This window comes from Erysipelothrix larvae (assembly GCF_001545095.1).
GTDB lineage: Bacteria > Bacillota_I > Bacilli_A > Erysipelotrichales > Erysipelotrichaceae > Erysipelothrix > Erysipelothrix larvae.
This window is the reverse complement of record NZ_CP013213.1, coordinates 1,804,009-1,818,950: the sequence shown is the minus strand read 5'-3', so window position 1 is coordinate 1,818,950 and position 14,942 is coordinate 1,804,009. Positions and strand designations below refer to the sequence as shown.

At 33.4% G+C, this 14,942-nt stretch carries 12 protein-coding genes and 1 pseudogene; 9 read left to right on the top strand and 4 right to left on the bottom strand.

Going from position 1 to position 14,942, the window contains the following annotated elements; translation table 11 throughout:
• Positions 1 to 550: 550 nt before the first annotated feature.
• The 3 genes and pseudogenes from AOC36_RS08375 to AOC36_RS11980 all read left to right on the top strand — a co-directional run.
• A complete protein-coding gene (locus tag AOC36_RS08375; RefSeq protein WP_067633303.1) occupies positions 551 to 2,404 on the top strand; it encodes a hypothetical protein in 1,854 nt (617 codons plus the stop codon).
• A gap of 360 nt (positions 2,405 to 2,764) precedes the next feature.
• Entirely contained in the window at positions 2,765 to 3,223 is a 459-nt protein-coding gene (locus AOC36_RS08370) for a hypothetical protein (RefSeq protein ID WP_067633302.1), read from the top strand.
• Positions 3,224 to 3,356: 133 nt separating this feature from the next.
• Positions 3,357 to 3,533, top strand: a pseudogene (locus tag AOC36_RS11980) (transposase); the annotation flags it as partial.
• Positions 3,534 to 3,672: 139 nt separating this feature from the next.
• On the opposite strand, the gene AOC36_RS08365 reads toward AOC36_RS11980, so the two are convergent.
• A complete protein-coding gene (locus tag AOC36_RS08365; RefSeq protein ID WP_067633300.1) occupies positions 3,673 to 4,569 on the bottom strand; it encodes a DUF5655 domain-containing protein in 897 nt (298 codons plus the stop codon).
• A gap of 290 nt (positions 4,570 to 4,859) precedes the next feature.
• Between AOC36_RS08365 and AOC36_RS12360 the strand changes: the two genes are divergently transcribed.
• The 5 genes from AOC36_RS12360 to AOC36_RS08345 all read left to right on the top strand — a co-directional run bounded on the left by AOC36_RS12360 (position 4,860) and on the right by AOC36_RS08345 (position 9,332).
• Positions 4,860 to 4,970: a transposase domain-containing protein gene (locus tag AOC36_RS12360; protein ID WP_198401170.1), complete on the top strand. Its 111-nt coding sequence runs from the start codon at positions 4,860 to 4,862 to the stop codon at positions 4,968 to 4,970.
• A 676-nt stretch (positions 4,971 to 5,646) separates the two neighbouring features.
• The gene (locus tag AOC36_RS08360; protein WP_417935077.1) at positions 5,647 to 6,114 is read left to right on the top strand and encodes a DUF6577 family protein; all 468 of its coding nucleotides are present in this window, start codon (positions 5,647 to 5,649) and stop codon (positions 6,112 to 6,114) included.
• Positions 6,115 to 6,163: 49 nt separating this feature from the next.
• Positions 6,164 to 7,156, top strand: coding sequence for a nucleotidyl transferase AbiEii/AbiGii toxin family protein (locus AOC36_RS08355; RefSeq protein WP_198401169.1), 993 nt, complete (start codon positions 6,164 to 6,166; stop codon positions 7,154 to 7,156).
• Positions 7,157 to 7,465: 309 nt separating this feature from the next.
• Positions 7,466 to 8,815, top strand: coding sequence for a helix-turn-helix domain-containing protein (locus AOC36_RS08350; protein ID WP_067633297.1), 1,350 nt, complete (start codon positions 7,466 to 7,468; stop codon positions 8,813 to 8,815).
• A 37-nt stretch (positions 8,816 to 8,852) separates the two neighbouring features.
• Entirely contained in the window at positions 8,853 to 9,332 is a 480-nt protein-coding gene (locus AOC36_RS08345) for a cupin domain-containing protein (protein ID WP_067633296.1), read from the top strand.
• A 32-nt stretch (positions 9,333 to 9,364) separates the two neighbouring features.
• Here the strand turns inward: AOC36_RS08345 and AOC36_RS08340 are convergent, their stop codons facing one another.
• Positions 9,365 to 10,669 carry a hypothetical protein gene (locus AOC36_RS08340; protein ID WP_067633295.1) on the bottom strand — a complete coding sequence of 435 codons (1,305 nt, stop codon included), beginning with the start codon at positions 10,667 to 10,669 and terminating at the stop codon, positions 9,365 to 9,367.
• A gap of 430 nt (positions 10,670 to 11,099) precedes the next feature.
• Positions 11,100 to 12,029, bottom strand: a complete 930-nt coding sequence (locus AOC36_RS08335; protein WP_067633294.1) for a dipeptidase — start codon at positions 12,027 to 12,029, stop codon at positions 11,100 to 11,102.
• Between the two features lie 164 nt (positions 12,030 to 12,193).
• On the opposite strand from AOC36_RS08335, the gene AOC36_RS08330 reads away from it, so the two are divergent.
• Positions 12,194 to 12,961, top strand: a complete 768-nt coding sequence (locus AOC36_RS08330) for a sulfite exporter TauE/SafE family protein (RefSeq protein WP_067633293.1) — start codon at positions 12,194 to 12,196, stop codon at positions 12,959 to 12,961.
• A 707-nt stretch (positions 12,962 to 13,668) separates the two neighbouring features.
• On the opposite strand, the gene AOC36_RS08325 is transcribed toward AOC36_RS08330, so the two are convergent.
• Complete coding sequence (locus tag AOC36_RS08325; protein WP_067633291.1) at positions 13,669 to 14,856, bottom strand: iron-containing alcohol dehydrogenase; 1,188 nt, start codon at positions 14,854 to 14,856, stop codon at positions 13,669 to 13,671.
• Between the last annotated feature and the right edge of the window lie 86 nt (positions 14,857 to 14,942).

Sequence of the window (14,942 nt, the reverse complement as noted above, 5' to 3'; positions counted from 1 at the left end):
TAGCTCTCACATGCACACATTAAATCAATGAACAACAAATTCAAGATTTTGATAAGAAAGAGTTATGGATTTTGAAATGTTCAAAACATGATAGATATGGTTATGCTTATTTGTTCAAATCTTTATCATCAAATCAAACTTCTTTACGAAACACATTAATTAAACACACTTTGTGACGATATCAAAAAAATCCTTAAAATATAGCAAATAATTCCATTTTTTTGAATCTCCACTCCTTTTTTGCGCGATATTCCAATAACCATCATTGTTAACTATTTCACGAAATGTTATGATAACATTATAAATACATTATTGAATATGATTATAGTAGATTCTTTTACTGCATTAAAGTTAACTACATTATATGGGTTTTGATTAATGAATCCGTTAATGTTAGTATATACGATTAGATTTCATTTATCTGGATGAATATATAATGCAGTATATTCTAAATTCATGAGTTGGTTTTGAATATCTATCTTCGCTTTGATTTTTATTTTTTGGATTAGAATTAGTAGATTTATTTAGTAATGTAATAGAGGGGGATATGATGAGTGTATTCAAAGTTGATTTGGAAATAGAAAATGTAAGTAATGCGAATACTAAGGACAAGTTAAAAGAAGTATTGTCATGTTATAATAATGGAAATTATAGGGCAACTGTAGTAGTCTTATACACAACGTTAATTTATGATTTGCTTCAAAAACTTGTTATACTTAGTGATGTCTATGATGATAATAAAAATGCTAACAAAAATGCTAACAAAAATGATAATAAAAATGATGACAAAAATGATGACAAAAATGATGACAAAAATGATGACAAAAATGATGACAAAAATGATGACAAAAATGATAACAAAAATGATAACAAAAATGATAATAAAATAAATAATGCAAAAGAAATTTTACTTTGTATCGACGAGGAAAGGAAAAAAAACATTACTAGTTCTAAGTGGGAAGGAACTCTACTTGATGAAATAGCAAAGAAAACAGAACTGCTCTCAAATGTGGAAAAAGAAGAGCTTATGTACTTAAAAAAATGTAGGAATTATGCTGCACACCCAATCTACTCTATAGAAGAAAATGTTGTTTTAAAGGAAATAACAAAAGAAACAGCAATAGATTTGATTCGTAAGGCTTTTGAAATAGTGTTCTTACGTGATCCTATACTTGGGAAAGATGTAATTAATTTTTTCGTAAGTGAGACGAATGAATATTATAAGCGCTTAAATACAAGAGGCTTTCGAGAATTTGTTGAGGATAAATTCTTCAAAAGGATGACTCAAAAAATTAAGGACAAGCTTTTCAAGACTTTGTGTAAATTTACATTTGTGCTTGATGATAATGATTGCAAACTTAATAGGGAGGCAAATTATTTTGCTTTATGTTACTTATTTGAAGAAGATAAGAGCAGGTACACTAATCTGTTAATTGAAGATGAGTATCTACGAAATAAACTTCAACCTGAAACAATTAAATCTTTTTCTGATAAAAAGGATGCCAATGAAATAAGTTTTATGGTCATTGCAAACTATAAGCGTGAGAGTAGGATGTTTAAATTTGTTCAATTTTTCCAGTCTTATCCATCCGTATTTGATGTATTACCCGATTCTACCAAAACATTAGTTTCTGAATGTGTTAAGATTATGTTCTTTGACGAAGATTTAGAAAATTGTGAGTACTATAAGTTAACTTGTAAAAATGTTAATTTGGCTAAAGAACAAGTAAGTTTACGTGCAAGATGTGTGTTTTTATCGTCATCAATTGATACGCATTTAGATTTGATTTCAAAATTAAGAAGTAACTACTATCTTAGTAGCAAAAACTTCTCCGACATTTCTATTTACTGCGTATTTGATGCGGAAGATCTTCTTGTTATTCGGGACCAGTTTGTAGGTGTAGCTGAGCTAACATTATTTAATAACTTTCTAGTCGATTATTGTCTTAATGCTACGCAATTTGATTATGCAATAAATCTTTTCTCATATTTGAAAAACTTCTATAGAACATTTAATAAAGGTGATTTCTACACAATTCTACGTATCATGAATTCGAATAGTCAATACTATCATAATAATGAGCTACCAAATATGTTGAGTTGGTTATGTGGTGCGTTTTATGATGTTTTCAAAACAGAACTCTTTAGATTTGAAGAAGAAAAATTGTTATATCCTAAACTATTTAAATCAATTAATTATAAGAATGTTGAATCAAGTGTTGTGTTTGATTCAATTGAGGAAAGAGCTTTTGTGTATAGTGAAGATGAACTGACAAATTTATTATTGGAGGCAATTAGTATACTAACGAATCTGGGTCAGGTTTTTAATACTCAATCCTTTGAAAAATATGTTCATTTAAAAGAAATTGCCGAGAGAATTATAATTCCCTTACCAGGTCAATAAATTGTTATACGTCAGTTAATACCAGTAAGTTTTACAGCAAAAAGTCAAATTAATCCAAAATACTTAGTTAAAGTGTTAGGTCAATTTGACTTTTTTGTTCCATAACACTTTTTAAGTGAATGGACATTGCTTTACTTCTATGGTTTGTAATGCTTGCTGGAATGATTAACATTACTTACGAAATATGATTGAAATGTGAAATAGGTTATAGGTACTTGAACCACCATGTGAAAGCACATGGATTGCTAGGTCTCTTTTAGCTCGTATGTTAGCATATATCCTGCGGGTGATCATTTGGGTAAGTATTTGATGTGGGTCGAATGCTTATACAATGAGACGCTTAAAAGGGAGGAACATATTATGCTTTTGAAGTACAAGAAGCAAGTATATCGTCTTGCGAATATTTTAGATTTACTCATTAAAAACGATCGTGTGATATCAATTGCAGAGATTGCTGCAGTGAATCAGTGTGTGGAACGAACAGTATATAACGATATCTATTATTTAATTGATAACTACAATGATTTAATTGAATTAGACTTTAGTCATTCTAACATCGTATCCAGTCATACCTCTGTTGGGAATATTCAATTTATCTATGAAAACATTATTGCGTGTCAACCAAGAACAAGGCTATTACGACTGATTATTGAAAGGCCAAACATGCCTATTGATTTCTATGCAAATGAAATCAATAAGAGTCCACAATCAACGCGTAAGTTGATGTGTGATTTTGATGATATCTTAAGACACTATGAAATGAAGCTTAATGATAAGCGTTTAAGTTATGAGATTGTTGGTGAAGAAGATAAAGTATGATTCTTTATTGCTTCATTCTATCCGTAATAAGACAACATCACCACACTCATAGAGATTCTAAATATATCCACCTAAGAACATATCGAAACAGATGAAGAAATTAATTAAGACGTAAAAAGAATATGAAGTATCTGTCTCAAACGCACTAAAGTATCCATACTCTATTGGTCGCTTAGAAGGGACAAACAATTTAAACAAAGTGATAAAACGGGTTGCCTACGGTTATCGAAGTTTTGAAAATTTTAGAACAAGAGATCTCTTAATTTGTAATACTATGGTAAGTTTGGAAATAATAAAAAGTACTCACTAGAAATTCTAGTGAGTACCGTAACTTAAGATTCTAGGAATTGGCTTCCACAACCTATTTATCAGAATTATATAAATTGCATCCTGAAAGCTAGAAACCTAATTAGAGTTTGTAACATTTTGGTAATTCTAAATACATTGAATTAGTTTTGATTATATGCTAATTCAATATAGTATTTCGAGTTATAATAGTCATCTATTGATGTAATTATTATTTCTAAGTTTCCAGTACCAAAATGTCCGATTTTAGTCATATCTCTCATATTATTTTTAAGTTCAATTTCAGAAGGGTCAACTTTCAGATACATTTGAATTTTATCATTTGTCATATCAATCGTAACAAAGTTACCAATCTTTTTATAAGCAATATATTGACGTAAAACTACTTCAGAAACATCGTCACCTATTTCACTAATGAAGGATCGTAAATCTTCTAAGATTGGCTTTAAATTACTATTCAGTGTGTTCATTCTATCATTAATATCTCGCTGCATTTTTTTTGATTTATCAATTATTAAATCATTGCCTACTTCTTTGACTTTAGAATCTAAGTTTAGGAAATCAAATATAATCAGATCATTTTCAAAAAGATTATACTCCACCAAATAAATATTTCTTTGCATAATTTTAACTGCATTTACATCATATTTGTTGAAATTGTTTGCAATACAATACACAATTGGTGTCTTCCATTCTATTGCATTAGCTCTGTTGTCTCCGTATTTATCCAATACTAGAAGTTTAAAATCAGCTTTATGATCAAGTAACCATTCTAAATAGAAAAGACCTTGGTTAATAACGTTCTCATTCATACTTCGTTTATATTCAAATATAACAGGACAGTTGTTTTCGTCAATTCCAAGACTGTCAATTCTACCACTAGGAAAAGAGTATTCGCTTGCTAAAAAATCTACTGAAAAGAATGATTTCATATTTCTTTCAATTAGTTTTTGCAAATGTGATTCAAGTGAATAGGAAGTACTCTCTAGCTGTCTAATGTTATTCTCATCACTTGTGTTAAAAACACTTATATTTGACATATTACACCTCTTTTTTATTTTAATATAGTATACCATTATATGAGAACTTTGAATATACATATTAAATAATGGGAGTAGTTACCCCAATCAAATTGGCTAAGAACCAAAGGGAAGCGTAGTCGCATAGATGGGTGTCGCAATAACTCACACAATCAACAACGAAATATATCTTAGAAACTATTTCTTGGATGGTCGTCTTGAACTCACGATAATCGAGCAGACATGCAATCAAACCATTTGTAATTGGACAAAAGAACTTTTTATTCTCTAACACAAAGAATGATGCACAAATGAGTTCAATCTACTATAGCATCGTAGAAACTGCAAAGCTAAACAATCTTGATATTCAATCATACTTTGAATATATTCTTGACGAAATGATCATTTGGGTAAGTATTTGATGTGGGTCGAATGCTTATACAATGAGACGCTTAAAAGGGAGGAACATATTATGCTTTTGAAGTACAAGATGTATTTGTTAATCTAAAAGTGGGCCAATTCTCAATTGAAAACTGGTCCACTATTTTTATAACTTCAGAAGTGTGTGATAATGCTTTTGGAGGTGAAAGAGGTGATATCACAAATGTGTATTGGAATCGGTATACGGTCTATTAATGCTTTACGAAGAAGTTGTTGTCAATCCAAAGTAGTCATTGACTACCAAATATACAAACACAAAAAATGTACTTTGAGTTTCTAGTAGATAAATTTATGTAACTTCCTCTATCATAATTAAACGGCAAAAATGTATTAAAATTGCCGTTTTTTTTAGATTAACAAATACAATACTGCAATTAGGTGATAAAAGTGAAGAAAATTACGCAGTATCAAAAAGTTCAGATATTATTTAAGTCAATTAACTGATATGGAACCTTTTAGTAGAACAGAGATTAATCGACGATATATTGACGGATTTGGTGACATTAAGAAAAACAGTATTTCTTGGATCTTGTATAAGTTAGTGAAAGAGAATGAAATTACTCGTATTGGACGTAATAAATATGTAAAATCTAGCACTAGCAATCAACGTCGATTTGAATATGAATTATCAACGCAAGCAAAAAAATACTAGATGAGGTGCTATTTGATTTTGATGAAATCCAATTTCAAATATGGGAACTAAGAATGCTAAATGAATTCCTAAATCATCAATTAACGACTAATGTAATTTTTGTAGAAGTTGAAAAAGGATACGAAGAGTTTATATTTGAAAGTATTAAGGAAAAAAATGAAGGGAATGTTTTACTCAAACCGGATGTAAAAACATTCAATCAAGTTTTAACTAACAATTTAATTGTTGTCCTTAATCTTATTAGTGAAACCATTAGTAACAAGAACGACAGTAACAAAATAGTTATTGAAAAACTGATTGTTGATTTATTTGCTAATAAATATATCAAAGAGATTATAAATAAAAGTGAGTATCAACAAATTGTAGACTCCATGATGGAGCGCTACATTATTGACTATGCGACGTTAAATAGATATTCATTGCGTCGTAATAAGCAGAACATAGTTGATCAACATATTCATAGGGACAAGTAGAAATATTATGATATCAAAAAGTAACTATTCACAGGAACACTTGGAAAATATGGTAAAAGAATATGGAGGCGATAAAGCAATTTTCGAAAGGGTGCTTTTTGCATTTGGTTTATTACAATCGCTCGTTGATGTAAATCTCGACTTTGTATTCAAAGGTGGAACCTGTCTGCTACTTTTTCTTGATAATCCTAGAAGATTCTCAACAGATATTGATATCATGGTAAATGCTGATACAGATATTGATGAGTTTATAACAGAGGCAGGCAAACTTTTTCCTTTTGAGAGTTGTGTTGAGCATCATAGAAGAAGGAATAACGGAATTGAGAAGAGACATTTTAAATTTGAATATACCTCAATAATAAGTAATACACCATCAAATATTATTTTAGATGTTGTTTTTGAAGATGACGATTTTATTGACACCAAGTTAGTTGAAATCAAAAATTCATTGCATATCACAGAAGATCCACCTTCATACGTAAAAGTTCCAATTGTAGACTATATGATTGCTGATAAACTGTCAGCTTTTGCTCCAAATACAATTGGAGTGTTATATAATAGTGGAAAAGATCTAGAAATAATTAAGCAAATGCATGATGTTGCGGTATTGTTTGATCATATTGAAGATTTTGAAGTTGTAAAACGAGCGTATTACGAATATTCAAAAATACAAATTAAATATCGGAGGCTGGATATAGATTTTCAGGATTGTTTAAATGATACAATTGAAGCATGTATTTCAATACTAAGTGATGGCGCTCATTATGATAAATCACAATTTTATAAGGAACTTAAAGGTGGAATAAAAAAAATTGGCACTCATATATTTGGTAGTTATTCAAGAATAAAAGCAATTCCTCATGTGAGTAAAGTGCTCTATATAGCATCGATGATTCGACATGATTTGGATTTGAGTTATATTGATACAATTGATGTAGAAGAGCTGATTCCTCATGGAACAATATATGCAAATTTAAATAGAGTGAAGAAAATCGACTCAGAAGCATTTAAGTATATAAAAGCATCGGTTTCTCTTCTTTAGATAATGTTAATAACGAAAGTATTCTAGTTTTGAGAGATCAATTAAAAACGATGATATTTACTGTTACAGTTCCTGGCACTTTTAAATTATTCCCTGAAAACTAACTTGATGAAACATACTGTTTATATCAATTATGAAAGCCACGTGAAATAGGTGATAGGTACTTGAACCACCATGTGAAAGCACATGGATTGCTAGGTCTCTTTTAGCTCGTATGTTAGCATATATCCTGTGGGTGGTCATTTGGGTAAGTATTTGATGTGGGTCGAATGCTTATACAATGAGACGCTTAAAAGGGAGGAACATATTATGCTTTTGAAGTACAAGAAGCAAGTATATCGTCTTGCGAATATTTTAGATTTACTCATTAAAAACGATCGTGTGATATCAATTGCAGAGATTGCTGCAGTGAATCAGTGTGTGGAACGAACAGTATATAACGATATCTATTATTTAATTGATAACTACAATGATTTAATTGAATTAGACTTTAGTCATTCTAACATTGTATCCAGTCATACCTCTGTTGGGAATATTCAATTTATCTATGAAAACATTATTGCGTGTCAACCAAGAACAAGACTATTACGACTGATTATTGAAAGGCCAAACATGCCTATTGATTTCTATGCAAATGAAATCAATAAGAGTCCACAATCAACGCGTAAGTTGATGTGTGATCTTGACGATATCTTAAGACACTATGAAGTGAAGCTTAATGATAAGCGTTTAAGTTATGAGATTATTGGTGAAGAAGATAAAGTACGATTCTTTATTGCTTCATTCTATGATAGTTTCCAACGCAACTTCATGCTGCCTAAGATAAACATTGTTTATAGCCCTAAGGTTGAACCATACTTTTCGATAAGCTCTAAGTTTCGTTACTTCTTAAAAAGCCTTGAGGAATCCTCTGCAATGCGTTATAGGCAAGGATATCGCTTGAATGATTGTGAAACAGTGTTGACACTTGAAGAAGAGTCACAAGAAATAATCATTCGATACATTAAGGCACTTGATAAAATGCATGCACGTATTGAAGATCATTTTGAAGAGCTCATGGATGCACTTCAAGATATGGGATATGTCTTTGATGACACAAAGCATGGGCAAGTCTCTACCATTCTATGTCATATCTTATACATGCGTGATGTTATTTATTCCGTCAACAATGTTAACTTACATTCCGTGCTTTACTATGTAAAAAACTACTCACGGATTAATCGTAAGAAGTTTGAAATGCATAAAGAGCGCATTGAAGCAATCCTATCCAAAATGTCTGAAGACTACGAACATGTATTCGCAAACTTAATCTTTAACATTGATTCAATTCAACCGTCACTAGACCAACCGCACTCATTAAATGTCATGATCTATAGCGATATCAGTCGTGATCATGCCTATGCACTCAAGGCACACCTTGGCACAAATTTTCCATTAAACACTTATCATGTTTATGAAGGAGATGTTACATACCGTGCACCTGAGATGAATGGGTTTCTGGATTTCTACTGGCGTCATCAGTGCATGGGGATTATATCTACCTGTGACTTTCCTTATAAGGTAGAACAACCTAAAGTCACGGTCAGCAGTTATCTTGTTGGTTCGGATATTGGTCGAATTTACGATTTCTTTCATGAACTCAAGACACACCAGTCATAAACTTGTGTATAATAGTGATACAACAGTGGAGGAAACAATGAAAACAATTGATACATGGATACAAACACTTGAATTACAACCCCATACAGAAGGGGGATACTATAAGGAAACAAGCCGTTCGAATGAAACTTTTGAGAATGGACGGGCTTATTATACAAACATCTTATTTTTACTCACACCCGATTCACCCTCACACTTTCATCGACTGGATGCGGATGAAACCTGGTACTATCATGATGGTGCACCTTTAAGTGTTCACTGTATTTATCCTGATGGCACCTATGACGAAATACGGTTGGGTAAAGACATTGAAAATGGAGAAACACTACAGTTTGTGGTTCCTAAAGGCACAATCTTTGGATCATCGGTTGATCATGATTATGCATTGGTAAGTTGTATGGTATCCCCAGGGTTTGACTATACAGCATTTGAACTCTTTACACAGGATATGCTCCTTGAAGACTATCCACACCATGAATCCGTGATTAAACGCTTAGCATACAAAACACTCCCTTAAGGAGTGTTTTTCACTGATTGAAGTATGACGAATTATTGATTTCGTTTGAATCGAAGATATCCCACTAAGAAGCATCCAACACAAAGTGAAACGAAGCCAATCGGCATGAATATGTGGTGTTGTCCAGTGTTTGGAAGTTCTTGAGCTGGGGTCTTAATAGGTGTGTTTGTCCCAGATGTTGCGGGAAGTTGTTGAGTTGATGTACGCTGTGTATTATCCTGTTGAGTTGATTGATCTGTTGGTGTTGGTTCAACTGGTTTAACTGGCGTTGGTTCAGCAGGCTTAACTGGTGCTGGTTCAGCAGGTTTCGGTGTGGCCTCACACTTACATTCACTAACTGCCTTTGGTAGTGTTTTAAACGTATATTCCTTTGAAGTTGTTTCGTTATTCAACGGATTTGTGATTGTTACTTTTACTGTATATGAAGTATCATCTGTTAAGTTAGATAGCGATAGTGTTGATGATGTTTCACCATCGATGACTTTCCATGAACCATCAATAAGCATTTGCCACTCATAGATTAAATCATCAATGATATCCTTGGTTGATGCGTTGATGGTTGCACTGTTATCCGTGATTGTTTTAGTTTCAATCGTATCTATTTTTGGTATATATGTATTTGGATCAATTAATGTTGTAAAGGTTAATGTAGGTGAAATACTTTCACGCGTTGTAACTGTTGATAAGGTTTTATACGCATCAACTTCATCCGCTGGAATCGCCAAGCCACCATTTGGGTACACTAATGTTGCTTTACACCATGCTCTATAATCATGATGATTCGTTGCTCCGTTCCAAACATAGATATTACTGTCTGTAGGTGATTCTTGAAGCACCTGGATCGCATTTCTTAGGATGACTTCATCACTTGAGTCCCCCATGCTTTCTTCAATTTCCGCAGGCATGACATCACTGCAACCATCATCGTCAGTATCCCAAAGCACAAGTGACCCATAAAAAATATACTCGTTCTCATCTGGAGCAATCGTCTTGGTTGTGGACACAAACATCTTCGCCCGAACCGAAACACTTGTATTAGATGGTAAGTTTGTGAGTGCATATGTTGGGGTTGTTGCATTGGGTATGTCATCCCATTGTGTCCCATTATACTGTTGCCACTGTACTTTATAATCCAGTGTTTCATCCACAGCTGTCACAACAAACTTTGCACTGTTACGCGTAATATCTTCGACCCAAGCCTCTTTGATATCTGTGAGTGTTTGTGGAATTTCAGATGAAGTATCGTCTGCATACGTAGGTAAACTAAAGAACACACATAAGCACAACGTGCATACAGCAATGATATAAAAACAATACAATTTCAGTCTATGTTTCATAGTCCCTCCCTATCTTTATCCGATATAAACCCATGGATAAAGATTCCTTATACACCTATCGTACCTAAGTTTATATGTGAGTACAATATGGACCTATCTGAAACACGCATGCACCTTACTTATTCGTATAAAAGGTTGTTATAATGCCCGTAAAAATGATATGGGTTAAACTCAATGAGAAATCTCTGTGAAATAAGTGATAGAATTTTGAATCACCATGTGAATAATCGAGATTTCATGGTGTGGCATAGCCTAAAGTGTTAGAATACAAATTGTGCGAATAATAAGCGAAGCAGTCGATATCTACCTGATGTTGACGTGTTTTGAATGTGTACACACATACTGTGAAAAGTGCGTGTTTATAGTGATGGTCCCATCAAATTAAAACCGCATAAAAAAACATTCCCAATATGAGAATGTATAAGGGTATTTAAAGCTTTGTATCAACGTAGTGCATGAAGTTCTTATAAGCAATACGCTGTGCAATGTCCTGTCCAAAGTGCTTTTCAAGATGAGAGAGTAAGTTTTGGGTTTGACTGGAATCTTCAAGACCAACAATCTTATCATCGATTCCATCAAAATCAGAACCTAAACCAAGTTGTGAGACTAAACCCATTTGAATCATGTATTCAACGTGTTTTATAAGGTCATCCAGTGTACACGGTGAATGATCGGACGTGAATCGACTAAAGAAGACCAGGTGAACGGGTGCCCCTTTTGTAAGCATCCGACTGAGTTGATGATCCGTTAAATTACGGACATGGTGATATACAGAACGTGCATTTGAATGACTTGCGATAACATGATCAGCACTGTTAAGGATATCTTCAAATCCGTGTTCACTAATGTGGGATACATCCGCAAACACACCACGCTCATTAAGAAGTGACACCACGTCATATCCAAATGCACTTAACCCTGCACCCCGTGGTTCCATGATGCCATCACAGGCTAGATTCGCATTGTTCCAGGTAAAACCAACAGAAAGTACACCTTCATCCAGGAAATACTTCACTTTATCAAGGTCAGACCCAACACAGTCAAGCCCTTCAAGGGTTAAGAACACCCCAATTTCATCGTCTTTAAGATCATGAATTTCTTTGAAATGACGAATCTGTACAAAGCCGGGTGTTGAAAGTACATGGGTTTTAAACCGCTCAACTTGACACTTTGCAGATGCAAACTTATCTTCAATGGGAATGGATGGTTCAATAAAAAGCGCGAACGCTTGAACCTTAACTCCGCCTTGTCTCATCTTGAGGGCATTCACATCAAGATGCTCACAATCAGAGAAACGCCATTCAGGATGTTTCTCAAGTTTATAAAGCACATCACAGTGCCAATCAATAATGGGAATCATACATAATCTCCTTTTTATAAATTAGACATATCATATCACAAAGGTGATTGATGCGTAAGTATAAATGACGATTAGTCACGAAACAGACAAAACCATAAAACACTAAAACAAAACATATTAAAAAGAGAACCCGAATCTTGGTTCACATTAGAAAGTGGTGCGCAATGAAAATCCTCTACAGCCTTATCGTATTTACCGCAACCTCAATCGGCGCTATGACTGGTCTTGGTGGGGGCGTGATCATCAAGCCCATGTTTGACTTTATAGGGTATCACGATGTCACATCAATTTCTTTTTATTCATCCTGTGCGGTGCTTGTAATGTCGTGTTACAGCGTTTATAAGAATCTAAAAGGAGAACGACAGTTTGATTTGAATATTGTGGTGACAGTTGCAATCGGAGCAGCATTGGGTGGTTTTGTAGGTACCATGGTCTTTGACGCACTCATCGAAGTATTCAGTGAACCCATTGTCTCAAATATCCAATCCGCAATACTCATTGTCTTATTGTTGTTTGTACTCTCAAGTATGATCATTCGCTATAAAAGCTACAAAATAAAAAATAAACTCGCAATCTTTACAGTAGGGATCGTGTTAGGATTCATGTCCGCATTCTTAGGCATTGGAGGCGGTCCCATTAATGTCGCAGCCTTCACAATTCTCTTTGGGTTTAACTTCAAAGCCGCAACCATTTACTCCATTGCGACCATTATGTTCTCACAAATCACATCACTTGCAACAAAAGGACTCACACGAGGCTTCACTTATTTTGACCTTTCATACCTTTTATACATCATACCCTTTGCCTTATTAGGGGGTGTTATTGGAACTTATATTGGGCGACGTACATCAGAAAACACTTTGAAACGCTTATTTAGTTGTGTGATGGTTTTTCTTGTACTTCTGAACTTTATCAACTTCTTAGTTCTATAAGGAATCTACTTGTTAGGAAAATATAGAAATGAAGTAAAAGGAGAATATTTGATCGATTTAATGGAGAATTCGAATATAATTGAAGCATTGTAAAGGTGTGTAAACTTGAATACAGCACAGATATAAGCGTTGTTAGTTTAAATCAAATCAAAAAAACGTAAAGACTTATAGAGAACTGCATATCCTCATCTTTGTTCGAGATTTTGGGATCTGCTCATAATAAGTCCTTTTATGTCTCACTTATACAATGATCGTGTATCCTATTTCTTCACTGTTACAATGTTACAGCAGTATAATAATCAGAAATAATATATAAAACCCGACAGCTTTCTTATGAATTTGTTTACATGAATTAATGATTTTCAAACGAATATTATTGAAATAATAACCTAGCATAGATTTGAAATACATCTTTATCATCGGAACTGTGATATACAATACGAATGAAAGTTATTCTTCTATTCATAGTATGTCTATCCACTGACTGGGGTAATGCCGAATAATTCCTCAACCAGAGCGAATAATCATTTAGTGGATAGTTTGATATAGATTCTAATACATCGAAGAAGAATGATTCAATTTGTAGTGAAAAAACACATTAGTAATTCTATATTTGCCTTTTTATTACAATCATTATATGCATATTTATACTAAAAAAGGACAAATTCTATGCCGACATAGAACTGTCCTTTTAATTTAAAATTTAATTACATTGCAAGATTGAAAATATTAACAACGTCTTTTTGAGATAAGGGTTTAAAGAACTTCCCAATTGTCCCACCTCCTGTCATCACTGCATGATTTGCCATTTCTTCAATCTCTTTATCTGTTGGATTAACCCCTAGTTCTGATAAAGAAGTTGGCATTCCTATGTCTTTGCACCATGTTTCCCATGCAACAATTCCATTTAATGCAGTTTCTTTTAAATCTTCAAAATTTGGATCAATTCCAAATACATTAACTGCTAGCTGAGCAAATTTATTGATGTGATTATTTAGTACATATCGTGACCATGTTCCCCAAACTGCTGTTAAACTAGCACCATGTGTGACATCATACATTGCACTTAACTCATGCGATATTTTGTGCACAGGAAAATCAGAAGCTCTACCTGTTCCTGTCAGCCCATTATGTGAAAGACTGCCTGCCCACATTAAGTTAGCTCGTGCTTCGTAATTATTAGGATTAGTTAATACTTTCGGAACTTCTTGATATACGGTTTGAAGAATCGCCTCACCGATTTTATCGGTTAACTTCACATCTTCTGTATTTGAGAAATATCTTTCCATGGTATGAAACATAATATCTGCTCCGCCACTTGCAGATTGATACGGAGGAACTGAGAATGTTAGCTCTGGATTCATAATTGCAAAAAGTGGTCTAGCACAATCGTGATTATAGGAACGTTTTAATACTTCACCATTATATTCAAGTGTAACAACAGTTGAATTACTCGTTTCAGAACCGGTTGCTGCTATAGTTGAGATGCAACCAATTGGTGCTATGTTTGATGTAGTTACTTTTGCCATAAATAGGTCTTCTAAGTCAAAGTCATTTACGAGGCCATATGCGATAGCTTTAGCTGAGTCTATTGCACTACCACCCCCAACAGCAAGAATAAAGTCTACTTTTTCTCTTTTTGCTAACTCAACACCTTCTTTGGCTAATTCTAATCTTGGATTAGGAACAACACCTCCAAATAGTATATATTCTAAACCTTCTTGAGTGATGCTAGTTGTTATTGCATCCATAACACCATTTTCAAATAAATAATTTCCTCCATAATGGATTAGCACCTTATTACCGTTAAAGCTTTTAATGAGTTGACCAACTTGGCTTTCGGATTTTTTTCCGAAAACTACTTTCGTTGGGTTATGAAATTCAAAATTTATCATATATTAATATCCTTTCTTAATGTATATACTAAGTCTATATTATCTGAAAAACTTTATCATCTTTATTATTGCACTATGTTATTGCA